This is a genomic window from Streptomyces sp. NPDC005494, from assembly GCF_042872025.1.
GTDB lineage: Bacteria > Actinomycetota > Actinomycetes > Streptomycetales > Streptomycetaceae > Streptomyces.
Genome location: NZ_JBIAJR010000001.1, coordinates 1,271,791 through 1,295,831, shown reverse-complemented (window position 1 = coordinate 1,295,831; position 24,041 = coordinate 1,271,791). Strand labels below are relative to the sequence as shown.

Genomic DNA, 24,041 nt, shown 5'->3' with positions numbered 1-24,041 from the left:
AGCCGCTGAGGGAGCAGTCTTGGCACGGAATATCGGCAGCCGGTACACCGCCCACCAGATCCTGGGGCGCGGCAGCGCCGGCACGGTGTGGCTCGGCGAGGGGCCCGAGGGCCCCGTCGCCATCAAGCTGCTCCGCGAGGACCTCGCGTCCGACCAGGAGCTCGTGGGCCGCTTCGTGCAGGAACGCACGGCGCTGCTCGGGCTCGACCATCCGCACGTCGTCGCCGTACGCGACCTCGTGGTGGACGGCACCGACCTGGCGCTGGTGATGGATCTCGTGCGCGGCACCGATCTGCGCACCCGTCTCGACCGCGAGCGCCGTCTCGCGCCCGAGGCCGCCGCCGCGATCATCGCCGACGTCGCGGACGGCCTCGCCGCCGCGCACCGCGCCGGGGTGGTCCACCGCGACGTCAAGCCGGAGAACATCCTGCTCGACATGGAGGGCCCTCTCGGTCCCGGCGGATCGCACCCCGCGCTGCTCACCGACTTCGGGGTCGCCAAGCTGATCGACACCCCGCGCCGCACCAAGGCCACGAAGATCATCGGCACGCCGGACTACCTGGCCCCGGAGATCGTCGAGGGCCTCCCCCCGCGCGCCGCCGTCGACATCTACGCCCTCGCCACCGTGCTCTACGAGCTGCTCGCCGGGTTCACCCCCTTCGGCGGCGGTCACCCCGGCGCCGTCCTGCGCCGCCATGTGACCGAGACCGTCGTCCCGCTGCCCGGAATCCCGGAGGAGCTCTGGCAGCTCCTCGTGCAGTGCCTCGCCAAGGCCCCGGCGTCCCGGCTGCGCGCCTCCGAGCTGGCCACCAGGCTGCGTGAGCTCCTGCCGTTGCTGGCCGGGATACCCCCGCTCGACGTCGACGAGCCGGAGAGCGAGGCCGAACCGCAGTCGTACGACGAGCAGCAGTACACCCCGGCCCCCGAGGAGCCCCGCCGCCGGGGCGCCGTCCCGCTGGTGCCGGGCTCCTCGCCGGACTCCAACCGGGACACCCACACGAGCATGCGCGTCCCCGCCCCGGACGAGCTGGCCGGCGGTCCGCTGGGCACCGCCCGGGCCCCGCGCGCCCCCGGCCGTCCCCGGCCCGGCTCGGCCCGCAACAAGGCGGCCGCCGTACGCAAGCGCCGCATCACCCTCGGTGCCGCCGCGATCGCCCTGTGTGCGGCGATAGGGGTGGGCGGCTGGTTCGCCACGAGCGGCGACGACGCGGACGGAGCGCCCGAGGACACGCGGAATTCGGCCCCCACGACCCCCTGAGCACGGCCCTGGGGCCGCCCCGGCCCGGGGGAGGGACAGGTTCACTCGTCCAGCCGTTACGCTGGACCCGTGGCAGTCGTCGATATTTCCGAAGAGCTGAAGTCCCTCTCCTCCACCATGGGGTCGATCGAGGCCGTCCTGGACCTGGACGCGCTGAGGGCCGACATCGCCGCGCTCGAGGAGCAGGCGGCGGCGCCGTCCCTCTGGGACGACCCGGACGCGGCGCAGAAGATCACGAGCAAGCTTTCGCACCTCCAGGCCGAGGTCCGCAAGGCCGAAGCGCTCCGGGGCCGTATCGACGACCTCGGAATCCTCTTCGAGCTCGCCGAGGACGAGGGCGACGCCGACGCTCTCGGTGAGGCGGAGGCCGAGCTGGAGTCGGTCCGCAAGGCGCTGGACGAGATGGAGGTCCGCACCCTCCTCTCCGGCGAGTACGACGCGCGGGAGGCCCTGGTCACCATCCGGGCCGAGGCGGGCGGCGTCGACGCCGCCGACTTCGCCGAGAAGCTCCAGCGCATGTACCTCCGCTGGGCCGAGCGGCACAACTACAAGACCGAGGTCTACGAGACGGCGTACGCCGAAGAGGCCGGCATCAAGTCGACCACCTTCGCCGTAGAGGTGCCGTACGCCTACGGCACGCTCTCCGTCGAGCAGGGCACCCACCGGCTCGTCCGCATCTCACCCTTCGACAACCAGGGCCGCCGCCAGACGTCCTTCGCGGGCGTCGAGGTGCTGCCCGTGGTCGAGCAGACCGACCACGTCGAGATCGACGAGTCCGAGCTGCGCGTGGACGTGTACCGCTCCTCGGGCCCCGGCGGCCAGGGCGTCAACACCACGGACTCCGCGGTGCGCCTGACCCACCTGCCGACCGGCATCGTCGTCTCCTGCCAGAACGAGCGCTCGCAGATCCAGAACAAGGCGTCCGCGATGAACGTCCTCCAGGCGAAGCTCCTCGAGCGCCGCCGTCAGGAGGAGCAGGCCAAGATGAACGCCCTCAAGGGCGACGGCGGCAACTCCTGGGGCAACCAGATGCGTTCGTACGTCCTGCACCCGTACCAGATGGTCAAGGACCTGCGTACGGAGTTCGAGATGGGCAACCCGGAAGCGGTGTTCAACGGCGAGATCGACGGCTTCGTCGAGGCCGGTATCCGCTGGCGCAAGCAGAGCGAGAAGTAGGCGCAGCCCTATGGCTGCCGGGCCCGGACAGGCTTCCTGTCCGGGCCCGCACACGTTTTCACCCCGCCGCGCAGGCACGGCAGTTGAGGGGAAGATGTGCTGACTGAGTCACAGTCGTGATTCCGAATAGCCGTCAAGAGCCCCCATTCCGGCCGTATGCCCCCCAAACGGCCTTGACGTAGTCCTTAACTCTGGACAGGGTGCTAGAGCAGCACGCGTATGTCTGGGACAGGTGTGATCGGGGGCGGGCGGGATGACCACGGTACGGCGTGGCCCTGCGAGTACGAGCAACCCCGCAGGGCCGAGGACCGCATATGGCTGCTCCATCGACGAGATCAGCTACTGGGGGTAGCAACAGATGACGAAGAAGACGCGAATCCGCGTCGCGCGCATAGCCGCCTGCGCGGTTATTGCCGCAGGTGCCTCGCTCACCGCGGCGGGCGCGGCTCAGGCGTCGGTGATCGGCGACATTTTCGGTGTCGTCGACGAGGTGACCGACCCGACCAACCCGGGCGGCGGGGAGGACCCGACCAACCCCGGCGGCGAGGACCCCACCAACCCGGGCGGCGAGGACCCCACCAACCCGGGCGGGGAGGACCCGACCAACCCGGGTGGGGAGGACCCCACCGACCCCGAGACTCCGGAGACGCCGGAAACTCCCGAGACGCCGGAGACCCCGGAGACGCCGGAAACTCCGGAGACGCCTGAGACGCCGGAAACTCCTGAGACCCCGGAGACGCCGGAGACCCCGGAGACGCCTGAGACCCCGGGTGAGACACCTGGCAGCGGTGCGACCGGTGGAAACACCGGTGGTTCGGACGGCGACGCCGGCACCTGCACCGTCGACCTCGACGGTGCGGCCTGCGCCGACAACACCGACACCGACAGTGCCGGCAACCAGCCGGTCGAGCAGGGCAAGGGCAAGGACGAGCTCGCCGAGACCGGTGCGGCCGAGACCACGTTCCTGCTGGTCGGCGCCGCGACGATGATCGCCGGTGGCATCGGCTTCCGCATCCTGCCGCGTCTGGCCGGCGGCAGCCGCACGGCCGCCTGACGCCCGTAGGCGCACGATGAGGGGCCCGGGAGCGCCGTAACGGCCTCCCGGGCCCCTTCGCGTACCGGAACCGCTCCTGCGGGCGTACGCGCATGCCTCGGGCCCCGCCGGGTGGCGGGGGGCGGTCCTTCGCTCAGACGGCCTGGTGCGCCAGCAGGGCCAGCGCGGCCACCAGGATCACCATGAGCGCGACCAGCATCGCCGGATTCAGCCCGGCGAAGAATCCCTGCTCCTGCATCCGCTCGCGGCTCGCACGGCAGACGCGGCAGCGGCCCTCGCTCACGGGCGCCGCGCAGTTCGCGCACACCAGTCTGTCGTAGGTCATGCGCAGTCCTCCTCCCGCGCGGCGGAGCCGCATACACGTTCTCTCCGCACAACGCTCAGGGAAACGCAACCGTTCCCCCTACCACTGTGCCAGCTCGCGGGGATTTCGGCGCGGCCCGCCGGACAAGGTCCGGCACGCCCCGTTTCGTTCCCCGCCACGTTCCCTCACAAATCCCTCATTGCCGGACGCCGACTGCACGCGTCAGCTCGCTTCGCGTATGGTCACGCTCACCTACCCCCGGCCGACCGTGGTGCATCCGTGATCCGATTCGATAACGTCTCCAAGACCTACCCGAAGCAGAGCCGTCCAGCTCTCCGGGACGTCTCACTCGACATCGAGAAGGGCGAGTTCGTCTTCCTGGTCGGCTCGTCCGGCTCCGGCAAGTCCACCTTCATGCGGCTCATCCTCCGTGAGGAGCGCGCCAGCCAGGGCACGGTCCACGTGCTCGGCAAGGACCTCGCGAGGCTGTCCAACTGGAAGGTGCCGCAGATGCGCCGCCAGCTGGGCACGGTCTTCCAGGACTTCCGCCTTCTGCCCAACAAGACCGTCGCCGAGAACGTGGCCTTCGCGCAGGAGGTCATCGGCAAGCCGCGCGGCGAGATCCGCAAGGCCGTGCCGCAGGTGCTCGACCTCGTCGGTCTCGGGGGCAAGGAGGACCGGATGCCCGGCGAGCTCTCCGGCGGTGAGCAGCAACGCGTCGCCATCGCGCGGGCGTTCGTCAACCGTCCCATGCTGCTGATCGCGGACGAGCCCACGGGCAACCTCGACCCGCAGACCTCCGTGGGCATCATGAAGCTGCTGGACCGGATCAACCGGACCGGCACCACCGTGATCATGGCGACCCACGACCAGAACATCGTCGACCAGATGCGCAAGCGCGTCATCGAGCTCGAGCAGGGCCGTCTCGTACGCGACCAGGCGCGTGGCGTCTACGGCTACCAGCACTGAGTCTCGAGTACTGAAAGGACGCCATGCGCGCCCAGTTCGTCCTGTCGGAGATCGGCGTCGGTCTTCGTCGTAACCTCACGATGACCTTCGCGGTCGTGGTCTCCGTCGCCCTCTCGCTCGCCCTGTTCGGCGGTGCGCTGCTGCTGCGCGAGCAGGTCGGCACGATGAAGACCTACTGGTACGACAAGGTCAACGTCTCGATCTACCTCTGCAACAAGAACGACGCCAAGGACGTGCCCAAGTGCGCCAAGGGCGCGGTCACGGCCGAGCAGAAGAAGGAGATCAAGGCCGACCTCGAGAAGATGGACGCCGTCGAGAAGCCGGTCCTCTTCGAGACGGTCGACGAGGCGTACAAGCACTACCAGGAGGAGTTCGGCGACTCCCCGATGGCCGGGAGCATCACGCCGGACCAGATGCAGGAGTCGTTCCGGGTCAAGCTGAAGGACCCGGAGAAGTACAAGGTGGTCGCGACGGCCTTCGCGGGCCGTGACGGGGTGCAGTCCGTCCAGGACCAGCGCAGCATCCTGGACAACCTCTTCGAGCTGATGAACGGCATGAACGTGGCCGCGATCTTCCTGATGGCCCTGATGCTGATCATCGCGCTGATGCTCATCGTGAACACCGTCCGCGTCTCGGCGTTCAGCCGGAGACGGGAGACCGGCATCATGCGGCTGGTCGGGGCCTCGGGCTTCTACATCCAGATGCCGTTCATCATGGAGGCGGCCTTCGCGGGCCTGATCGGCGGACTGCTCGCCTGCGTGATCCTGCTGGCCGGCCGGTACTTCCTGATCGACGGCGGTCTCGCGCTCCAGGACAAGCTGAATCTGATCGACTTCATCGGCTGGGAGGCGGTGCTCACGAAGCTGCCGCTGGTCATCGCGATCGGCTTGCTGATGCCCGCCGTTGCCGCTCTCTTCGCGTTGCGCAAGTACCTCAAGGTGTGACGAGCGCCCCGTCCCGCGTGCGGCCGACGAGCCGTGCGCGGACGGGGCGTTGTCCTACACTCGGCCACATGCCGGGCCTTACGCACCATTTGAAACCCCGCGGTCTCCACCGCGGGGCGGCCCTGACGTTGGTGTTCGCGAGCGTGCTGGCCACTGCCGCGGCGACCGGGTCCCTGCCCCGGGAGGACGACGCGGGCACGGAGATAAAGACCCGTTCGGTGTCCTCCACGGTCGGCTCCGTGGACCGCGAGGAGATCGCGGACGCGGTCGCCGACGCGGAGGCCGACGGCAAGTCGGGCAAGGACGCCGCCGAGGAGGTCGTCAGCCGCAGCGGGGACCGCTGGGGCGCGGTCTACGACGAGCGGGAGTACGAGGACTTCGAGCAGGCCCTCGACGGCTCGTACACCGGGGTCGGGATCTCCGCCAGGCGCTCGGCCCGTGGCGCGGTCACCGTGACCGGGGTCCAGCCGGGCGGCCCGGCGGACGCGGCCGGAGTGCGCAAGGGAGACCTGCTGCGCACCGTCGACGGGCGGCCCGTGGGGAAGCGCCCCGTCGCCGAGGTCGTCGCCCTGCTGCGCGGGGACCGGACGGAGGCGGCCGAGGGCACCACCGTGGTCCTCGGGCTGAGCCGCGGCGGGCACTCCTGGACCTCGACGCTCCACCGGGCCCGTCTCACCACGCAGCCGGTCAGTGTCCGGCAGCTGGGGGAGGACCCGGCGTCCGCCGTGCTGATCAAGGTCGCGGCCTTCACCAAGGGCGCCGGCACCGCGGTCCGCGAGGCCGTGGACGAGGCTCCCGGGGACGCCGGGATTCTGCTGGACCTCCGGGCCAACTCCGGCGGTCTGGTCACCGAGGCCGTCACCGCGTCCTCGGCCTTCCTCGACGGCGGGCTCGTCGCCACCTACGACGTGCACGGCGAGCAGCGCGCCCTGTACGCGGAGCCGGGCGGGGACACCGAGCGGCCCGTGGTCGTCCTGGTCGACGGCGGCACGATGAGCGCGGCGGAGCTGCTGACCGGGGCGCTCCAGGACCGGGGCAGGGCCGTGACCGTCGGGTCGCGCACCTTCGGCAAGGGCTCGGTGCAGATGCCCAGCAAGCTTCCGGGCGGATCCGTGGCCGAGCTGACGGTCGGGCACTACCGCACGCCGGCGGGCCGCACCGTCGAGGGCAGCGGCATCACGCCGGACGTCGGGGCGGGTCCGGAGGCCCAGCAGCGGGCCGAGACGGTATTGAGTGGCCTCGGGGGTGGGTCGTAGTGCGAAAATGACCGCACTATGGCCAAGGAAAAAGACACCGGGCGCAAGATGATCGCCCAGAACAAGAAGGCCCGGCACGACTACCACGTCCTCGACACCTACGAGTGCGGGCTCGTGCTCATGGGTACGGAGGTCAAGTCGCTGCGGATGGGCCGGGCGTCGCTCGTCGACGGCTTCGTCCAGATCGACAACGGCGAGGCGTGGCTGCACAACATCCACGTCCCCGAGTACGTGCAGGGCACCTGGACCAACCACGCGGCCAAGCGGAAGCGCAAGCTGCTGCTTCACCGGGCCGAGATCGACAAGCTGGAGTCCAAGTCGCAGGAGACGGGCCACACGATCGTGCCCCTCGCCCTGTACTTCAAGGACGGCCGGGTCAAGGTCGAGATCGCGCTCGCGAAGGGCAAGAAGGAGTTCGACAAGCGCCAGACACTGCGCGAGAAGCAGGACACGCGGGAGACGAACCGCGCCATCGCGGCGGCCCGGCGGCGCCAGCGCAACGCCTAGGCGCCACCCGGTCCGGCCCCGCGCCCCGGTGCCGCCGGAATACAGTGGCATCCGTGCGCGTTGGTCACGTACGATGGGCCGTGCACCTCAGCGAAGGTGCGCGATTTGAAAAATCAACATGGGGATGATCGGTTTCGACAGCGGATGTCGAGGCAGGGGAAGCGAGTCGAGGAAGCGGCAATGATCTCGTAAACCATATGTCGCAAACAATAATCGCCACTTCTAAGCGCGATTCCTCCGCCTTCGCCCTCGCTGCCTAACAGCAGCTGAGCGAAGACTCTGCGGAGTGTCAGCCCGGGTTTGATCCCGACCCGGATCCTGGCATCAACTAGGGATCTAAACTTCTAAGCCCGGTCACGGGGCCTAGAAGGAAATCAAACAGTGACTGGGCCTGTCGGAGGCTTGTTCGCGTGACCTCCGGGGCCGAGAAAAGCGTAGCGAACTGCACTCGGAGAAGCCCTGGTTCTGCACCGTTGGACGCGGGTTCGATTCCCGCCATCTCCACAATTCCCATGTGAACGAGGACCCCGTTGCCGCCGGCAGCGGGGTCCTCGTTTTTGTATGTCAGGGGTCAGAGCGCCTTTCGGGTTCCGGCCGCCGCGACGGTCAGTGCCAGGGCCGCCGCGCACATCGGCGCCGCGTATCCCGTCGCCGTCCCGGCGTTCTCCACCGTCCAGCCGCCCACCGCGGATCCTGCGGCTATGCCGCCCAGCAGTGCGGTGACGGCGAGCGTCATGCCTTCGTTGATCTGTGCCTGCGGGGTGAGGCGCTGGACCAGCGTCATGCCGGTCACCATGGTGGGCGCGGTGGCCGCTCCCGCGAGCAGCAGACAGCCGGCCAGGGCGAGCACGGACCCGGTCGTGGCCGCCGCGAGCAGAGGCAGGGACATCAGGGCGGTCATGCCGGCCAGGCAGAGCAGCAGCCTGCGCCGGATGTCGGTGGCGGGGCGCAGCGCCCCGTACAGCAGCCCCGCCACGCAGGAACCGCCCGCCTGGAGTGCGAGGATCGCGCCTCCGGCGTGGGCGATGGAGACGACCTCCAGGGCGCCGAAGACGGCTCCCGTCGCGAGGAAGACCGCGAGCAGGGCGGGGATGCCGGGAGTGCGCAGGGGAGAGGCCGCGCGGGTGCGCGGGGCCACGGGGGGTTCCGTCGCACGCTGGGCGGCGAAGATCAGGACGCCGGTCATCAGCAGGACGGCCCCCGTCAGGGTGCCGGCTTCGGGGAAGAGCGCCCCGCACAGGGTCGCGGCGAGCACCGGGCCCAGCATGAAGCACAGCTCGTCGGCGGCCTGTTCGAAGGAGTTGGCGGTGTGCAGGGCCGCGGCGTCGCCCCGGAGCAGGTGGGACCAGCGGGCCCGTGACATGCCCCCGGTGTTGGGGGTGGTGGCGGTGGCGGCGTACGCGGCGAAGAGCGTCCAGACGGGTGCGTCGTGGTGCACGCAGAGGACGAGGGCGAGCGAGCCGAGCACGGCGACGGCGGTGGCGGGCACGGCGATCCGGGCCTGGCCGTGGCGGTCGACGAGGCGGGCGGTCCAGGGGGCGACCACGGCGGTCGCGGCCAGTCCGGTCGCGGTGACGGCCCCGGCCAGTGCGTACGAGCCGTGGGCCTCGGCGATCATGATGACGGCGCTGACGCTGAACATCCCCATGGGCAGCCGGGCGAGGAGATTGCCCGCGGTGAACGCGCGTGCGCCGGGGGTGGCGAGCAGCCGGAGGTACGGGTTGCGCGGAGCGGCGGGGTCCTCGGCGGTCAGAGGCGGGAGGTCCGCCGTGGCCGTGGGCGCGGCGGGGAGCGGGGCGGTTGCCGGGGCTGCGGGGTGCGGGGCCGGAGCGGTCTTGTGCGGGGCCGGGGCGGCAGCGGGTTCGTGAAGCACGCGTCAACCCTCGGGGGCGTGCGCCCGTACCGTCCAACACCTGCTCCGGGCGCATTCACGCACCCCCGTTGTAAATTGTCCCGGTGCCCCCACCTCACACCGACCCCCGGCTCCTGCGCGCCTTCGTCACCGTGGCCGAGGAGCTGCACTTCACCCGTGCGGCCGCCCGGCTCTACGTCGCGCAGCAGGCGCTGAGCCGGGACATCCGCAGGCTGGAGCGCGAACTGGGCCGTGAGCTCTTCGTACGTACCACCCGGCAGGTGTCGCTCACCCCGGACGGGGAGAAGCTCCTCCCGCACGCCCGGCGGGTGCTCGACGCGCACGCCGGTCTGGCCGCCGCGTTCACGGACCCGGCGGACCGCCCTCTGCTCGTCGATCTGAACACGGACGGGATGACAGCGGCGCGTGTGCTGGCGCGCGCACGGGAGCTCGCGCCGGAGTGCGAGCTGATGGCGCGCTTCGAGAGCGGACTGACCTGGGCGGCTGGTGAGGTGCTCGCGGGGCGGCTCGACGTCACCTTCGGGCGGGCCGCGGGGCTCGATCCCGCTGTGCTGGCCCGGCTCTCCGTACAGCCGGTGCGGTACGAGCCGATGGCGGTCCTCCTGCCGAGCGGGCACCCCCTGGCGGAGCGCGAGGCGGTCGCCATGGGCGACCTGGCCGGCGAGACCGTCTACGCGGGGGCAGGTAACACGCGCACCCTGGAGTGGACGCATCTGGCCACCCTGCTGTTCGACGAGTGGGGCATCGTGCTGGCACCGCCCGCCCCGCTCGCCGTGGGAGTGGCCGAATTTCAACGTGTCATGGCAAAGACGGGGCACCCCGTGCTGGCCGTCGTCGGCTTCCCGCCGCTGCCCGGGACGGTGCTGCGTCCGCTGGTACGACCGGTTCCGCTTTCCCCGCTCCTGATGGTATGGCGCAAGGGGCTGGACCACCCGGGGCTGTCCGCTCTGCGTGCCGCGAGCGCCGAACTCGCTGGGACAGAGGGATGGATGGTGAGGCCAACGGAATCGTGGCTGCCCGAAACCGATACGTCACTGATGCGTCACCGATGATGAACATCAGGCGATACGGGGCCTTGCGAGCCCCCTCCGTGCGCTACATTCAGGCTTTCGGGTGCACGAGGAGAAGTGTCGCCCGGACAGGGTGGGGGCCCGGTCCGTTGGCAGGAATCACGTCATTTTTTCGCGCACCTGTTTCATTGAGTGGGGGATGTGCGAACACCTGTGGACAATTGGCGCGAAGGTACCCGTACCGGGCACACGCATGAACCGAACGACGTCACCGTGCAGCTGGACGGGCTCGGGCGTCAGCTCTCCGAACTGCCGGTCGAACCGAACCTTCCCGATCTCTCCGACGGGCCGGTCTTCGTCGACGAGAGCGGCCGGCGGAGCAAGACGTACCGGCGGCTGGGCTGGGTGCTCGCCACGATCTGCGCCGTGTACGCGGTGACCCTCGTGGTCGCCCTGCTCGGCGGCAACTCCACCGCTCCCTGGCTCCCCCTCTCCGGGCAGGAGAAGCAATCGGAGGACATCGAGGTACGGCCCGCTCCGAGCGGCGAGGTCGTCTCCCAGAGCCCCGAAGCCACGCCGACCGCCTCCACCTCGGCATCCGGCGCCGCCGCGACCCCGTCGTCGGGCGCCTCCGCCTCCGCTTCCGCCGCGCCCGGCGCGAGCGCCGCATCGGCCTCGGCGTCCGCCCAGGCCCCCCGGGACACCGACTCGTCGGCGCCCGCCCCGGGCGGCTCGGTCTCCTCGCCACCCGCCGCAGGCCCGTCGCCGTCGGCCGGCGTCGACCAGCCCGCCGAGGAGAGCCCTCCGGCCTCCCCGGAACCCTCGGAATCCACGGTGCAACCACAAGAAGGCACTCAGTAAATGACCACCCCCGTCACACGGGGCAGGCACCACCGGAAGAAGAAGCGGACCGTACGGCGCAGGCTGCCCATGCGCTATCTGCTTCCGTCGCTCCTTCTCGTCGCCCTGCTCGCCATGCTCATGCTGCGCGGATACGTCCACAGCGAGATCCTCGCCGACCACCGCGTCCAGGCCCCCGCCCCCACCACCCAGGTGCCGGACGACGTGCTGGAGGGTGGTCCGGTCATAGACGCCCGTAAGAGGGGCGAGGCCGCCAAGACGCTCCGGATACCCGACCACAAGATCGTCCTGACCTTCGACGACGGCCCCGACCCGGTCTGGACCCCCCGGGTCCTGGACGAGCTCAAGAAGCACCACGCGCACGGCGTCTTCTTCGTCACCGGCACCATGGCCTCGCGCTACCCGGAGCTCGTGCGGCGCATGGTCGACGAGGGCCACGAGATCGGGCTGCACACCTTCAACCACCCCGACCTCTCCTTCCAGTCCACCAGCCGCATCGACTGGGAGCTCTCCCAGAACCAGCTGGTGCTCGCGGGTGCCGCCGGAATCCGCACGTCCCTGTTCCGGCCCCCGTACTCCTCGTTCTCCGACGCCATGGACAACAAGTCCTGGCCGGTCACGCAGTACATCGGCAGCCGCGGCTACCTCACCGTCGTGAACAACACCGACAGCGAGGACTGGAAGCGCCCCGGCGTCGACGCGATCATCGAACGCGCCACGCCCGAGCACGGCGACGGCGCCATCATCCTCATGCACGACTCGGGCGGAGACCGGTCCCAGACCGTGGCCGCCCTCGGGAAGTTCCTGCCGCAGATGCAGGAGCGTGGCTACGACTTCACCAGCCTCACGGCGGCGCTCGGCGCCCCCAGCGCGCACACCCAGGTCACCGGGTTCGCGCTCTGGAAGGGCAAGGCGTTCATCGGGGCGGTGGGGATCTCCGAGCACGTCACCGGAGTCCTGGTGGTCGGCCTGGCCGTCATCGGTGTCCTGGTGATGGTCCGCTTCGGGCTGATGCTGCTGCTCTCCTTCCTGCACGCCAGGAAGGTGCGCCGCAAGGACTTCAGCTGGGGCGAGCCGTTCACCCGCCCGGTGTCGGTCCTGGTGCCCGCGTACAACGAACGCGAGTGCATCGAGGCCACCGTGCGGTCACTGGTGGCCAGCGACTACCCGATCGAGGTCATCGTCATCGACGACGGCTCGACGGACGGCACGGCCGACCTCGTCGAGGCGATGTGGATCCCGAACGTTCGCGTCGTGCGCCAGCGCAACGCGGGCAAGCCCGCGGCGCTGAACAACGGCATCGCGAACGCCCGTCACGACATCGTCGTGATGATGGACGGCGACACGGTCTTCGAACCCTCGACCGTGCGCGAGCTCGTGCAGCCCTTCGCCGACCCCCGGGTCGGGGCGGTCGCGGGCAACGCCAAGGTCGGCAACCGCGATTCGCTGATCGGCGCCTGGCAGCACATCGAGTACGTGATGGGCTTCAACCTCGACCGCAGGATGTACGACCTCCTCGGCTGCATGCCCACCATCCCCGGAGCGGTCGGCGCCTTCCGCCGGGACGCGCTGGACCGGATCGGCGGCATGAGCGAGGACACCCTCGCCGAGGACACCGACGTCACCATGGCGCTGCACCGCGACGGCTGGCGCGTCGTCTACGCCGAGAACGCCCGGGCCTGGACCGAGGCCCCGGAGTCCGTGCAGCAGCTCTGGTCACAGCGCTACCGGTGGTCGTACGGCACGATGCAGGCCATCTGGAAGCACCGCCGGGCCGTCGTCGAGCGCGGGCCCTCGGGTCGCTTCGGCCGCGTGGGACTGCCGTTCGTCTCGCTGTTCATGGTGGTCGCCCCGCTGCTCGCCCCCCTCATCGACGTCTTCCTCCTCTACGGACTCGTCTTCGGCCCGACCGGCAAGACGGTCGCCGCCTGGTTCGGTGTGCTCCTCGTGCAGGCCGTCTGCGCCGCGTACGCCTTCCGGCTCGACCGGGAGCGCATGACGCACCTGATCTCCCTGCCGCTCCAGCAGATCCTCTACCGGCAGCTGATGTACGTCGTGCTGCTCCAGTCCTGGATCACCGCCCTCACCGGAGGCCGGCTGCGCTGGCAGAAGCTGCGGCGAACGGGCGTGGTGGAAGCGCCCGGTGGCACACAGAACCGCCGCAAGGACACGGACCGGAGGCCGGTGGCATGACCTACCCCGACCGTCCCCTGCAGGACGGCGCTGGATACGACGACGGCGCCTGGCCGTCCTCCGGCGCCGCCGCCTGGACCCCGGCGCACCAGGGCACCGCCCACCCGGCACAGGCCGGTGCGTCGCGGGCCGTACCCCACGCGCCCGCCCACCCCGAGTACGCACAGGCCACCGTGCCCGCCCCGGCCGCCCACCACCGGCGCGCCCACGCCGCTCCGGACACCGCCGCCGAGGCCCCCGCGCCCCGCGCCAAGCCCGGGCGTGACCGCTACCTCGATCTGCTCAGGGCCGTGGCCCTGGTCCGCGTCGTCTTCTTCCACCTCTTCGGGTGGGGCTGGCTGACCATCCTCTTCCCCTCCATGGGCGTCATGTTCGCCCTGGCGGGGTCGCTGATGGCCCGCTCGCTGGCACGGCCGGCGGGGAGCGTCATCCGCGGCAGGCTGCGCAGGCTGCTCCCGCCGATGTGGGCGTTCGCGCTCGTCGTCCTGCCGATGATGTTCGCGCTGAGCTGGAAGCCCGTCCGGGAGGAGGGGCTGTGGTGGTTCATCAAGCTCGGCAGCTACATCCTCCCGCTCGGCTCCCCTCCGTATCCGGAGGAGATCGGCTCGCCGGGCGGCTGGCTGGAGCTGACCTGGGCCGACCAGGCGGCGGGGCCGCTCTGGTACCTCCGGGCCTACCTCTGGTTCGTGCTGGCCTCGCCCCTGCTGCTCAAGGCGTTCCGCAGGCTGCCGTGGGTCACGCTGCTCGCTCCGATCGGCCTGACCGCCGTGATCGGCACCGGTCTCGTGACGGTCCCCGGCACCTTCGGCGAAGGGCTCACGGACTTCGCGGTCTTCGGCTCCTGCTGGATCCTGGGCTTCGCCCACAACGACGGCCTGCTGAAGGAGATCCCGCGCTACCTGGCCGTGTCGTGTGCCGCGATCGTCATGGGCTTCGGCCTGTGGTGGGCGTCCGGGCACCTCACCGAGGAGGGCTGGAACCTGGACGAGATCCCGCTCGCCCAGGCGACCTGGTCCCTCGGCTTCTGCGCGATCCTCCTCGTGTACGCGCCCTCCTGGCAGAAGCTGCCCGGCAAGCTCGCCGGATGGGACAGCCTGGTCACGCTGGCCAACAACCGGGCCGTGACCATCTACCTGTGGCACAACCTGCTGCTGATGGCCGCCGCGCACCTCGTGGAGAGCCTCTGGTCCATCCCCTGGTTCGGCGACACGTTCGACACGTACATCGAGAAGTCGTACGAGGGGCTCGTCCTGATCGCGATCTGGCCGCTCCTGGGGCTCGCGATCCTGGCGTTCGGCTGGGTCGAGGACGTCGCCGCCAAGCGCCGCCCGCGCCTGTGGCCGAACGGGGCGGACCGGCGCCGTCCCGTCTGACCGGCACCGGGGGCGCGGTGGGCCCAGGGCACGGGGTGCGGTGGGCCGGCTCACCGCACCCCCGGCGGCCGAGTGAGAGCAAGGTTGCGCACCGGTCACCTCACGGCACGGCACCGAAACGCGGACTCCCTAGCGTCGGGATCACAACACCCCGACCCCTGTGGAGGCGCGTGATGGCCGGTCGTTGGATCGAGCAGTGGGAGCCGGAGGACGAGACCTTCTGGCGAGAGAAGGGCGAGAAGGTCGCCCGCAGGAACCTGTGGTTCTCCGTGCTCTCCGAGCACATCGGGTTCTCGATCTGGTCCCTGTGGTCCGTCATGGTGCTGTTCATGGGGCCGGAGTACGGGATCGACCCGGCGGGGAAGTTCTTCCTGATCTCCACGGCCACCCTGGTCGGCGCGATCGTCCGGGTGCCCTACACCTTCGCGGTCGCCGTCTTCGGGGGCCGCAACTGGACGATCTTCAGCGCGCTGTCGCTCCTGGTGCCGACCGCCGCCGCGTTCTGGGTGATGGAGCCCGGCACCTCGTACGCCACCTTCCTCGTCGTCGCCGCGCTCACCGGTATCGGGGGCGGCAACTTCGCCTCCTCGATGACGAACATCAACGCCTTCTTCCCGCTGCGCAAGAAGGGCTGGGCCCTCGGGCTCAACGCGGGCGGCGGCAACATCGGCGTCCCGGTCGTCCAGCTCATCGGCCTGCTGGTGATCGGCACGGCCGGTGCCGCGCACCCGAGGATCGTGCTCGGTGTGTACCTGCCCCTGATCGTCGTCGCCGCGCTCGGCGCCGCGCTGAAGATGGACAACCTCCGGCCCGTCCAGAACGACACGGGGGCGGCGCTCCAGGCCGTGCGCGAGCCGCACACCTGGATCATGTCGGTGCTCTACATCGGCACCTTCGGCTCGTTCATCGGCTACAGCTTCGCGTTCGGGCTCGTGCTCCAGACGCAGTTCGGCAGGACGCCGCTCCAGGCGGCCTCGCTCACCTTCATCGGCCCGCTGCTCGGCTCCCTGATCCGGCCCGCGGGCGGCCTGCTCGCCGACCGCTACGGCGGCGCCCGGATCACCCTGTGGAACTTCGCGGGCATGGCCGCCGCGACCGGTGTGGTCGTCTACGCCTCCGGCATCGAGTCGCTGCCGGTCTTCCTCGTCGGTTTCATCGCGCTGTTCGTGCTGACCGGCCTGGGCAACGGCTCGACGTTCAAGATGATCCCGGGCATCTTCCACGCCCAGGGACTCGGCAAGGGACTGAGCGGTGAGGAGGCGGCGGCGTACGGCCGGCGGCTCTCCGGCGCGGCGATGGGACTCATCGGGGCGATCGGCGCACTCGGCGGCCTCGCGATCAACCTCGCCTTCCGCCAGTCCTTCGCGACCTCGGGCGCCGGGACGGCCGCCTTCTGGTCCTTCCTGGTCTTCTACGCCGTCTGCTTCACCCTCACGTGGGCGGTATACCTTCGCCGGACCGAAGCGGTTGCCACGAAGCCGCAGCTCAGCTACGCCGAGGTGTGAGGATGGCCATAGCGCGACGCACGACGTAACGGGCGGGAAATACAGAAGGACCGAGACTGTCACGCAGGGTTGACACTCTCGGTCCTTCGCATCATCGAGCACCAGCGGGACGAGAGCCGGGTATCGCCATGCACGACGACGACGCACAGCACGGGCCCCTCGCGGGCTTCACGGTCGGGGTGACCGCAGCCCGTCGCGCCGAGGAGCTCGGGACGCTCCTCACGCGCCGGGGCGCCGCGGTGCTGCACGCGCCCGCGCTGCGGATCGTTCCGCTCGCGGACGACAGCGAGCTCCTCGCCGCCACCAAGGAACTGATCGACAACGCACCCGACGTCGTGATCGCCACCACCGCCATCGGCTTCCGGGGCTGGGTCGAGGCGGCCGACGGCTGGGGCATCGGCGACGGGCTCCTCGACCGGCTGCGCGGCGTCGAGCTGCTGGCCCGCGGGCCCAAGGTCAAGGGCGCCATCCGGGCGGCAGGGCTCACCGAGGCGTGGTCGCCGCAGTCCGAGTCGATGGCGGAGGTCCTGGACCGGCTGCTCGGCGAGGGGGTGGACGGCCGCCGGATCGCCCTCCAGCTGCACGGCGAACCCCTGCCGGGCTTCGTCGAGTCGCTCCGGGCCGCGGGTGCCGAGGTCGTCGGCGTGCCCGTCTACCGGTGGATGCCCCCCGAGGACATCGCCCCCCTCGACCGCATGCTCGACCTGACGGTCGCCCGCGGCCTGGACGCCCTCACCTTCACCAGCGCGCCCGCCGCCGCCTCCTACCTCGACCGGGCCGAGGCCCGCGGCCTCCTGCCCGAGGTGCTGTCCGCTCTGGGACACGACATCGTCACCGCCTGCGTCGGCCCGGTCACCGCGCTGCCCCTGCAGGCCAGGGGCATCGACACCGTCCAGCCGGAACGCTTCCGGCTGGGGCCGCTCGTCCAGGTGCTCTGCGCCCAGCTGCCCGCCCGTGCGCGTACGCTCCCCGTCGCCGGCCACGTGGTCGAGATCCGCGGCCACGCGGTGCTGGTCGACGGAGCCCTGCGTCCGGTGCCTCCGGCCGGTATGGCGCTCCTGCACACGCTGGCCCGCAAGCCGGGCTGGGTGGTCTCCCGCGCCGACCTGCTCAGGGCGCTGCCCGGCAGCGGGACCGACGAGCACGCGGTGGAGACGGCGATGGCCCGGCTGCGTACGGCGCTGGGGGTGCCGAGGCTGATCCAGACGGTCGTCAAGCGCGGCTACCGGCTGGCGCTGGACCCCTCCGCGGACACCAAGTACGACGGTTCCTGAGGGGCCGATAGCGTGCGGGGATGATCTCCGAGAGCCATCCTCTGGGCGACGGCGTCCGGCTGCGGCCCGTCACCCTCGACGACGCCGCGTCCTTCGCCGAGACCCTGACCCGCAGCCGCGCGTACATGCGCCCCTGGGAGCCCGTGCGCCCCGAGGCCTTCTACACCCCGGCCGGCCAGGTCCAGCGGCTGACCGCGCTGCTCGCCGACCGGGACGCGGGGCGCGCGATGCCGTGGGCCCTGGCCGACGAGGAGGACCGGGTCGTGGGGGCGATGACGCTCGCCTCCATCGAGCGCGGCCCGTTCCGCAACGCCCGGCTCGGCTACTGGATCGACGTGGACCTGGCGGGCCGCGGCCTGGCCACCGCCGCCGTCACCCGGGTCTGCGAGGAGGCAAGGGACGTCCTCGGCCTGCACCGGATCGAAGCCGGCACGGTCCTGGACAACACGGCCTCCCAACGGGTGCTGGCCAAGTGCGGGTTCGAGCTGTACGGCACGGCGCCGCGCTATCTCCACATCAACGGCGCGTGGCAGGACCACCGGATGTTCCAGCGCATCCTTCACGACGGCCCGCCGCAGGGCTGAGCGGCGCCGCGCGGGAGTGCCGGTGCCCGCCCAGCGGCATGCGCGGCGACCCGGCGGGGACGGACTCGGCCAGGGCGAAACCGGACTTCTCCGCGACCCGGCAGGACGCCTCGTTGCCCGCCCCGTGGAGCAGGTCCAGGCGCCGCAGGCCGTCCTCGGCGAACCGTGCGAACGCCCAGTCGGTGAGCGCCCCGAGAGCCCCTGTGGCCACGCCCCGGCCGCGCGCCGACGCCGTCGTCCAGTAACCGGCCTGGGCGCTCGGGGCGCCGGGGAGACGGTTCAGCGCGAGGTTGCCGACGATCTCCCCGTCCCGGGCCGTGTCGGTCACGGCGAAGCTGTACCGGCTGCCGTTCGCCCACCCCTCCGCCTGGACCGTCATCCAGCGCTCCGCCGCTCCGGCGTCGGGGACCTGCGTCCGCAGCCAGCGCCGCATCGCGGGGTCCTCGTACGCCGCGAGCAGCGCCGGTATGTCCCCGTGCCGCCACGGACGCAGGAGCAGGGGCCCGGCCGTCAGCGTGGCCGCATCGTCGTTCATGCCGGAACGGTACGACGGCGGAGGGGTTCCGGGCCGGGCGGGATGCGGGCACTCTGGGGGTGACTCTCCCCACAGGCGACCCCCGAGGCGGTGACAGGCTCATGGCGGCGGGCGCGGGCTCGTACGGCTGGCGGTTCGACTCCGGTCGGATCTGCCTGGACCTGGTGGCGACGGGCGCGGTCGCCTCCGGAGGGTGCGAGCAGCTCGACTGCCCCGCCCGCCTCACCGAATGGCTGGCGGCCTCCCCGCTGGTGCCGCGCGGCACCGCGCTGGCAGCGGTGGACGAGACCTGGGTGGCACGCTTCCGCGAACTGCGCGGCGGTGTCGACCAGTTGATGACGGCGCAGCTGACCGGCGGCACCGCCGACCACGCCCTGGACCGGGTCAACGCGCTCGCGGCCGGGGCGCCCCCTGGACTGCGCGCCGTGCGGGGGCAGGGCGGGGTGCTCGTACGGGCGCTGAGCGCCGACCCGGGGTGCGGGGAACTGCTCGCCGCGGTGGCCAGGGACGCGGTGGATCTGCTGACGGACCCGGCGGCGCGGGCGGGGCTGCGCCGGTGCGAGGGCGATGCCTGCGGGAGGCTCTACCTGGACACGTCCCGTGGGCTGCGGCGGCGCTGGTGCTCCAGCGAGGTCTGCGGCAACCGGGAGCGGGTGGCCCGGCACCGGCGCCGGGTCAAGGCCCTGTCGTAGGAGCCGTACGGGACCGTGGCCGTCCGGGCCGGTGGCCGTTCGCGACCGTGGCCGTCCGGGACGGTGGCCATCCGATATGCGTCGAACGTCCGTACGGGGAAAGAAAGTTGCGCTCCGGTTGAATGAACCGGCGCCCGCTCCCGTACCGATGGGCACAGAGCTCGACGAGGTCTCGACCGGGAGGTTCGGGTGCGCAAGGATGCGGCCGTGGCCGATGACCGTCCGCACAGGGCTCGACATCGCAGTGCACCGCCCCGCCCGCCCTCGGACATACCCGACGAGGAGCTCATGCGGGCGCTCTACCGCGAGCACGCCGGCCCGCTGCTGGCCTACGTGCTCCGGCTCGTCGCGGGAGACCGCCAGCGGGCCGAGGACGTGGTGCAGGAGACGCTCATCCGTGCCTGGAAGAACGCCGGTTCGCTCAACCGGGCCACCGGCTCCGTCCGCCCCTGGCTGGTGACGGTCGCCCGGCGCATCGTCATCGACGGCCACCGCAGCCGGCAGGCCCGGCCCCGCGAGGTCGATCCGTCGCCGCTGGAGGTCATCCCCGCGGAGGACGAGATCGACAAGGCGTTGTGGCTCATGACGCTCTCGGACGCACTCGACGATTTGACCCCGGCCCACCGGGAAGCCTTGGTCGAGACCTACTTCAGGGGCCGTACGGTCAACGAGGCGGCCGAGATCCTCGGTGTGCCGAGCGGGACCGTGCGGTCCCGGGTGTTCTACGCACTGCGTTCGATGAAGCTCGCACTCGAGGAGAGGGGGATCACGGCATGAGCGACCAGGAATGGCAGCCCTTCGGCCCCAGGCCGGCCGGCCCCCGGAATCCCTCCAACCCGCGGACCCCCTCAGGCCCGGTGAACCCCTCCTCCGCCCGGGCCCCCTCCGGCCCCTGGAACCTCTCCGGCCCTCCGGGCGCACCGGACGACCCCTTCGCGTTCCCCGGCGAGGGCGCGGGCCACGACGCCGCCGGCGCCTACGTGCTGGGCGTCCTCGACGACGCCGAGGCGAGCGCCTTCGAAGCCCATCTGGCGGGCTGCGCCAGGTGCGCCGCGCACCTGGACGAATTCGCCGGGATGGAGCCGATGCTGGCGATGCTCGCCCAGGCCCCGGCCGCCGGCCCCGCCGCCCGCCCCGTCCCGTACGTCCCGGAGCCCCCCGCGTCCCGGGTCCTGGAAGGGCTGGTCGACGAGGTCGCGCGGAAGCGGTCGCAGCGCCGCCGGCGCACCCGCTTCCTGATCGCGGCGGCGGCGGTCCTCGTGATCGGCGGCCCGGTGGCCGCGGTCACCGCCACCGCCGGAGACGAGTCGCGCGGACGGGTCGAAGCGGCCGACCCGCATCCCACGAGCCCCGCCGAGGACGCGTTCTTCCACCACATGCCGGAGAAGGTGCGGGCGAGCGACCCCGTCACGCGGGTGGACGCCACGGTCGGCATGGAGCCCAAGGCCTGGGGTACGCACACGGTCCTGGAGCTGAAGAACGTCAAGGGCCCGCAGAAGTGCAGCCTGGTCGCCGTGTCCAAGGACGGTGAGGAAGAGGTCGTCACGTCCTGGTCCGTACCGAAATGGGGCTACGGGATCGACGGCTCGGCGCACGCGGGCGCGCGGAACCCGCTGTACGTGCACGGGGGCGCCGCGATGGAGCGCAGGGACATCGACCACTTCGAGGTGCGCACCTTCGACGGCGAGCGGCTGGTGGAGATCGACGCGTAGGGGCCTCCCGTCCGGACGAAAGGACCGACGCGATCCCGGCGGCAGGTGCGCTCGGGGCCCCCTTTCGCGTACGGTTGACGGCTGCCCAGTGCACGTCAGAAGGGGGCCTCGGTGGCCGCGCAGGATGCCGCTGTCGATTCGTTGCGGGACCGGGAGATCGGGGTCGAACAAGACCACCTCGACCGGGTCTACCGCCGTCTCGAGGAGAAGATCGACGAGGCGGAATTTCTCATGCAGGACGCCAGCAAACGGGGCCAGGTCGGGACCCCCGGGGCGCTCGCCGAACGCGATGCCCAGGTCTTCCGGGCAGGTGTCCATCTCAACCGGCTGAACAGCGAGTTCGAGGACTTCCTCTTCGGCCGGATCGACCTCCTGCGGGGCAAGGACGGCGAACGCGGCCCGGACGGCGCCTTCACCTCCGTGGAGGCCGCCGACGACGCCGTACGGGAGGACGACACCGCCGAGATCGCCGAGACGCTGCACATCGGCCGCATAGGAGTGCTCGACTCCGACTACGCGCCGCTCGTGATCGACTGGCGGGCGCCCGCCGCCGCGCCGTTCTACCGCTCGACGCCCAAGGACCCCGGCAGGGTGGTGCGCCGCCGGGTCATCCGCTCCAAGGGCCGCAAGGTCCTCGGGGTCGAGGACGACCTGATGCGCCCGGAGCTGACCGCGTACCTGAGCGGCGACCGGCTGCCCGTCATCGGCGACGGCGCGCTCATGGCCGCGCTCGGCCAGGCACGCAGCCACACCATGCGGGACATCGTCTCGTCGATCCAGGCCGAGCAGGACCTCGTGATCCGCGCGCCCGCCGCGTCCGTCACCGAGGTGGCGGGCGGGCCCGGGACGGGCAAGACGGCGGTGGCCCTGCACCGGGCCGCCTACCTGCTCTACCAGGACCGGCGCCGCTACGCGGGCGGCATCCTCGTCGTCTCGCCGACGCCGCTCCTGGTCGCCTACACCGAGGGTGTGCTGCCCTCCCTCGGGGAGGAGGGCCAGGTCGCCATCCGCGCGGTCGGGTCCCTGTCCGACGAGGCCGCGGGGGTGGAGGGGGCGACCACCTACGACGAGCCCGCCGTCGCCCGGATCAAGGGCTCCTCCCGGATGCTCCACGTGCTGCGCAAGGCGGCCCGGGGGGCGCTCGAACAGCCCGCGCCCCGTCCGGCGGCCCAGGAGGGGCAGCTGGAGTTCGGGGAGGACCCGGCTCCGGCACCGGCGGGCACGCCCACCCTGCTGCGGGTGGTGGCCTTCGGTGCCCGCGTCGAGCTCGAGGCGGACGAGCTCCGCCGCATCCGGCACAACGTCCTCGGCGGCACCGCCCCGGTCAACATGCTGCGCCCGCGGGCCCGCAAACTGCTCCTGGACGCCCTGTGGAACAAGTCCTCGGGCCGGGGCCGCTACACCGACCCCGAGCTGGTCGCGGAGCTGCGTTCCTCGTTCGACGACGACGTCTCCACCGAGACCCCGTTCCTCACGTTCCTGGACGCCTGGTGGCCCGAGCTCACCCCGCGCGGGGTGCTGGCCGCGATGGCGGACGAGCGGCGGCTGAACCGGTGGGCGCGCCGGATCCTGAACCAGGGCGAGGTGCGCCGCCTCGCCCGTTCGCTGAAGCGGCTGGGCGAGGACGGCAAGGGGCCGCTCTCCGTCCACGACGTGGCTCTCCTGGACGAGCTCCAGACCCTGCTGGGCACCCCCGCGCGGCCGAAGCGGAAGCGTGAGTACGACCCGCTGGACCAGCTCACGGGGCTGGAGGAGCTCATGCCGCAGCGTGAGGAGACGCAGCGCGAGCGGGCCGAGCGGCTGGCGGCGGAGCGCACCGAGTACGCCCACGTCATCGTCGACGAGGCGCAGGACCTGACGCCGATGCAGTGGCGGATGGTCGGCCGCCGGGGACGGCACGCCACCTGGACGGTCGTCGGCGACGCGGCGCAGTCCTCCTGGTCCGATCCGGACGAGGCGGCGGCGGCCCGTGACGAGGCGCTCGGCAACCGGCCCAGGCGCCGCTTCACGCTCACCGTGAACTACCGCAACCCGGCGGAGATCGCCGAGCTCGCGGCCAAGGTGCTGGCGCTGGCGATGCCCGGCATGGAGTCACCGGCGGCGGTCCGCTCGACCGGGGTGCAGCCGCGCTTCGAGACGGTCCGGGGCGGTGACCTCGCCTCGACGGTCCGCGAGGAGGCGCGCCGGCTGCTCGAGTCGGTGGACGGCACGGTCGGTGTCGTCGTCGCGATGAACCGCAGGTCCGAGGCCCGTGGCTGGCTGGAGGAGCTCGGCGGGCGTGTGGTGGCGCTGGGAAGCCTGGAGGCGAAGGGCCTGGAGTACGACGCGACGGTGGTCGTCTCGCCCGCGGAGATCGCCGACGAGTCCCCGGCCGGGCTGCGGGTGCTGTACGTGGCCCTCACCCGTGCGACGCAGCAGCTGACCGTCGTCTCGGGGGAGCGTGACATGCCGGACGAGCAGGGCGTACCGGATCTGCTGAGGGACTGACCGGCGGCTCCCCGGCGGCTCCCCGGCGGCATCTGCCGGGTGGCTGAAAGGCGGGGGTGAAGGGGCCGTGCCGGGTTCTTTGCCGAGTCAACACGTCGCACAGGAATCACTTCTCCGGGGTGTTTGTTAGCCTGGGTGTCGGCACCGGCTCGATCCAAGCCCCCGGGCCCAACCTTCGTCGCTACGAGCGACCACTTGCCGCGAGGCGAGCATGGCGGGCCGGTGTCACCTGACGGGAAAAAGACAGACCCGCGTCACCTACTGGTGGCGCGGGTCTGTTTGTGTTTGCTCCCTCCACCGTGCGCCCGCCGGCCCACCTGCCCGCGCTGTCTCACCTTCCGGGCCCATCGGGGGTTACGCGGAACACCTACTTCTCGTATGGTGGAAAAAAGTTTCCGAAGGGTGGCAGTCATTACCTGCTACTGGTCGGTAGGTGCGACCATCGGAACGCACGTGCGGGGCCGGGCCCCGTCC

The 24,041-nt window shown here is 71.4% G+C and carries 21 protein-coding genes and 1 other RNA gene; 19 read left to right on the top strand and 3 right to left on the bottom strand.

Annotation, left to right across the window (positions count from 1 at the left end):
* Positions 1-19 precede the first annotated feature (19 nt).
* From ACFYQ6_RS05820 to ACFYQ6_RS05810, 3 genes are all read left to right on the top strand, one after another.
* Positions 20-1,258: a serine/threonine-protein kinase gene (locus ACFYQ6_RS05820; RefSeq protein WP_388760828.1), complete on the top strand. Its 1,239-nt coding sequence runs from the start codon at positions 20-22 to the stop codon at positions 1,256-1,258.
* Between the two features lie 69 nt (positions 1,259-1,327).
* Positions 1,328-2,434: a peptide chain release factor 2 gene (gene prfB / locus ACFYQ6_RS05815; protein ID WP_361572215.1), complete on the top strand. Its 1,107-nt coding sequence runs from the start codon at positions 1,328-1,330 to the stop codon at positions 2,432-2,434.
* A 358-nt stretch (positions 2,435-2,792) separates the two neighbouring features.
* Positions 2,793-3,488 (top strand): LPXTG cell wall anchor domain-containing protein, encoded by a 696-nt coding sequence (locus ACFYQ6_RS05810; RefSeq protein WP_388760825.1) that lies wholly within the window; start codon positions 2,793-2,795, stop codon positions 3,486-3,488.
* 133 nt (positions 3,489-3,621) lie between these two features.
* Here ACFYQ6_RS05810 and ACFYQ6_RS05805 read toward each other — a convergent pair whose 3' ends face one another.
* Entirely contained in the window at positions 3,622-3,813 is a 192-nt protein-coding gene (locus tag ACFYQ6_RS05805; RefSeq protein WP_356734501.1) for a hypothetical protein, read from the bottom strand.
* 258 nt (positions 3,814-4,071) lie between these two features.
* Between ACFYQ6_RS05805 and ftsE the strand changes: the two genes are divergently transcribed.
* The 5 genes from ftsE to ssrA all read left to right on the top strand — a co-directional run bounded on the left by ftsE (position 4,072) and on the right by ssrA (position 7,975).
* Complete coding sequence (ftsE, locus tag ACFYQ6_RS05800; RefSeq protein ID WP_307126770.1) at positions 4,072-4,761, top strand: cell division ATP-binding protein FtsE; 690 nt, start codon at positions 4,072-4,074, stop codon at positions 4,759-4,761.
* A gap of 23 nt (positions 4,762-4,784) precedes the next feature.
* Complete coding sequence (ftsX, locus tag ACFYQ6_RS05795) at positions 4,785-5,705, top strand: permease-like cell division protein FtsX (protein WP_361572207.1); 921 nt, start codon at positions 4,785-4,787, stop codon at positions 5,703-5,705.
* 68 nt (positions 5,706-5,773) lie between these two features.
* Positions 5,774-6,961, top strand: a complete 1,188-nt coding sequence (locus ACFYQ6_RS05790; protein ID WP_361572204.1) for a S41 family peptidase — start codon at positions 5,774-5,776, stop codon at positions 6,959-6,961.
* Between the two features lie 18 nt (positions 6,962-6,979).
* A complete protein-coding gene (gene smpB, locus ACFYQ6_RS05785; protein WP_356734507.1) occupies positions 6,980-7,468 on the top strand; it encodes an SsrA-binding protein SmpB in 489 nt (162 codons plus the stop codon).
* Between the two features lie 120 nt (positions 7,469-7,588).
* Positions 7,589-7,975: a transfer-messenger RNA gene (gene ssrA, locus ACFYQ6_RS05780) on the top strand.
* A 64-nt stretch (positions 7,976-8,039) separates the two neighbouring features.
* Here ssrA and ACFYQ6_RS05775 read toward each other — a convergent pair.
* The gene (locus tag ACFYQ6_RS05775) at positions 8,040-9,221 is read right to left on the bottom strand and encodes an MFS transporter (RefSeq protein ID WP_388760957.1); all 1,182 of its coding nucleotides are present in this window, start codon (positions 9,219-9,221) and stop codon (positions 8,040-8,042) included.
* A gap of 203 nt (positions 9,222-9,424) precedes the next feature.
* On the opposite strand from ACFYQ6_RS05775, the gene ACFYQ6_RS05770 reads away from it, so the two are divergent.
* The 7 genes from ACFYQ6_RS05770 to ACFYQ6_RS05740 all read left to right on the top strand — a co-directional run bounded on the left by ACFYQ6_RS05770 (position 9,425) and on the right by ACFYQ6_RS05740 (position 18,141).
* Positions 9,425-10,393, top strand: a complete 969-nt coding sequence (locus ACFYQ6_RS05770; protein ID WP_388760819.1) for a LysR family transcriptional regulator — start codon at positions 9,425-9,427, stop codon at positions 10,391-10,393.
* Positions 10,394-10,564: 171 nt separating this feature from the next.
* A complete protein-coding gene (locus ACFYQ6_RS05765; protein ID WP_361572197.1) occupies positions 10,565-11,212 on the top strand; it encodes a hypothetical protein in 648 nt (215 codons plus the stop codon).
* The gene (locus ACFYQ6_RS05760) at positions 11,213-13,405 is read left to right on the top strand and encodes a glycosyltransferase (protein ID WP_388760815.1); all 2,193 of its coding nucleotides are present in this window, start codon (positions 11,213-11,215) and stop codon (positions 13,403-13,405) included. It abuts the gene before it with no gap.
* Entirely contained in the window at positions 13,402-14,778 is a 1,377-nt protein-coding gene (locus ACFYQ6_RS05755) for an acyltransferase (RefSeq protein ID WP_361572191.1), read from the top strand. The genes ACFYQ6_RS05760 and ACFYQ6_RS05755 overlap by 4 nt, the downstream gene beginning before the upstream one ends.
* Before the next feature lie 173 nt (positions 14,779-14,951).
* On the top strand, positions 14,952-16,283 hold the full coding sequence (locus ACFYQ6_RS05750; protein ID WP_361572188.1) for a nitrate/nitrite transporter: 1,332 nt from the start codon (positions 14,952-14,954) through the stop codon (positions 16,281-16,283).
* A gap of 128 nt (positions 16,284-16,411) precedes the next feature.
* Positions 16,412-17,557 (top strand): uroporphyrinogen-III synthase, encoded by a 1,146-nt coding sequence (locus tag ACFYQ6_RS05745; protein WP_388760810.1) that lies wholly within the window; start codon positions 16,412-16,414, stop codon positions 17,555-17,557.
* Between the two features lie 20 nt (positions 17,558-17,577).
* The gene (locus ACFYQ6_RS05740) at positions 17,578-18,141 is read left to right on the top strand and encodes a GNAT family protein (RefSeq protein WP_361572182.1); all 564 of its coding nucleotides are present in this window, start codon (positions 17,578-17,580) and stop codon (positions 18,139-18,141) included.
* Here the strand turns inward: ACFYQ6_RS05740 and ACFYQ6_RS05735 are convergent.
* The gene (locus ACFYQ6_RS05735; RefSeq protein ID WP_388760807.1) at positions 18,074-18,676 is read right to left on the bottom strand and encodes a GNAT family N-acetyltransferase; all 603 of its coding nucleotides are present in this window, start codon (positions 18,674-18,676) and stop codon (positions 18,074-18,076) included. The two genes, ACFYQ6_RS05740 and ACFYQ6_RS05735, sit on opposite strands and share 68 nt — an antisense overlap.
* Before the next feature lie 101 nt (positions 18,677-18,777).
* Here ACFYQ6_RS05735 and ACFYQ6_RS05730 point away from each other — a divergent pair, with 101 nt between their 5' ends.
* From ACFYQ6_RS05730 to ACFYQ6_RS05715, 4 genes are all read left to right on the top strand, one after another.
* Entirely contained in the window at positions 18,778-19,368 is a 591-nt protein-coding gene (locus ACFYQ6_RS05730) for an ABATE domain-containing protein (RefSeq protein WP_361572423.1), read from the top strand.
* A 189-nt stretch (positions 19,369-19,557) separates the two neighbouring features.
* The gene (locus ACFYQ6_RS05725) at positions 19,558-20,145 is read left to right on the top strand and encodes a sigma-70 family RNA polymerase sigma factor (RefSeq protein WP_361572176.1); all 588 of its coding nucleotides are present in this window, start codon (positions 19,558-19,560) and stop codon (positions 20,143-20,145) included.
* On the top strand, positions 20,142-21,080 hold the full coding sequence (locus tag ACFYQ6_RS05720) for a zf-HC2 domain-containing protein (RefSeq protein WP_388760804.1): 939 nt from the start codon (positions 20,142-20,144) through the stop codon (positions 21,078-21,080). Before ACFYQ6_RS05725 ends, ACFYQ6_RS05720 begins: the two co-directional genes overlap by 4 nt.
* A gap of 111 nt (positions 21,081-21,191) precedes the next feature.
* Entirely contained in the window at positions 21,192-23,567 is a 2,376-nt protein-coding gene (locus ACFYQ6_RS05715; RefSeq protein ID WP_388760801.1) for a HelD family protein, read from the top strand.
* Positions 23,568-24,041 lie beyond the last annotated feature (474 nt).

Excerpts from the sequence above, each read along its gene's own strand:
- ACFYQ6_RS05810 (WP_388760825.1), top strand. The coding sequence starts at position 2,793 with ATGACGAAGAAGACGCGAATCCGCGTCGCGCGCATAGCCGCCTGCGCG.
- ACFYQ6_RS05805 (WP_356734501.1), bottom strand. The coding sequence starts at position 3,813 with ATGACCTACGACAGACTGGTGTGCGCGAACTGCGCGGCGCCCGTGAGC.
- ftsX (WP_361572207.1), top strand. The coding sequence starts at position 4,785 with ATGCGCGCCCAGTTCGTCCTGTCGGAGATCGGCGTCGGTCTTCGTCGT.
- ACFYQ6_RS05790 (WP_361572204.1), top strand. The coding sequence starts at position 5,774 with ATGCCGGGCCTTACGCACCATTTGAAACCCCGCGGTCTCCACCGCGGG.
- smpB (WP_356734507.1), top strand. The coding sequence starts at position 6,980 with ATGGCCAAGGAAAAAGACACCGGGCGCAAGATGATCGCCCAGAACAAG.
- ACFYQ6_RS05760 (WP_388760815.1), top strand. The coding sequence starts at position 11,213 with ATGACCACCCCCGTCACACGGGGCAGGCACCACCGGAAGAAGAAGCGG.
- ACFYQ6_RS05755 (WP_361572191.1), top strand. The coding sequence starts at position 13,402 with ATGACCTACCCCGACCGTCCCCTGCAGGACGGCGCTGGATACGACGAC.
- ACFYQ6_RS05750 (WP_361572188.1), top strand. The coding sequence starts at position 14,952 with ATGGCCGGTCGTTGGATCGAGCAGTGGGAGCCGGAGGACGAGACCTTC.
- ACFYQ6_RS05745 (WP_388760810.1), top strand. The coding sequence starts at position 16,412 with ATGCACGACGACGACGCACAGCACGGGCCCCTCGCGGGCTTCACGGTC.
- ACFYQ6_RS05740 (WP_361572182.1), top strand. The coding sequence starts at position 17,578 with ATGATCTCCGAGAGCCATCCTCTGGGCGACGGCGTCCGGCTGCGGCCC.
- ACFYQ6_RS05735 (WP_388760807.1), bottom strand. The coding sequence starts at position 18,676 with ATGAACGACGATGCGGCCACGCTGACGGCCGGGCCCCTGCTCCTGCGT.
- ACFYQ6_RS05730 (WP_361572423.1), top strand. The coding sequence starts at position 18,778 with ATGGCGGCGGGCGCGGGCTCGTACGGCTGGCGGTTCGACTCCGGTCGG.
- ACFYQ6_RS05720 (WP_388760804.1), top strand. The coding sequence starts at position 20,142 with ATGAGCGACCAGGAATGGCAGCCCTTCGGCCCCAGGCCGGCCGGCCCC.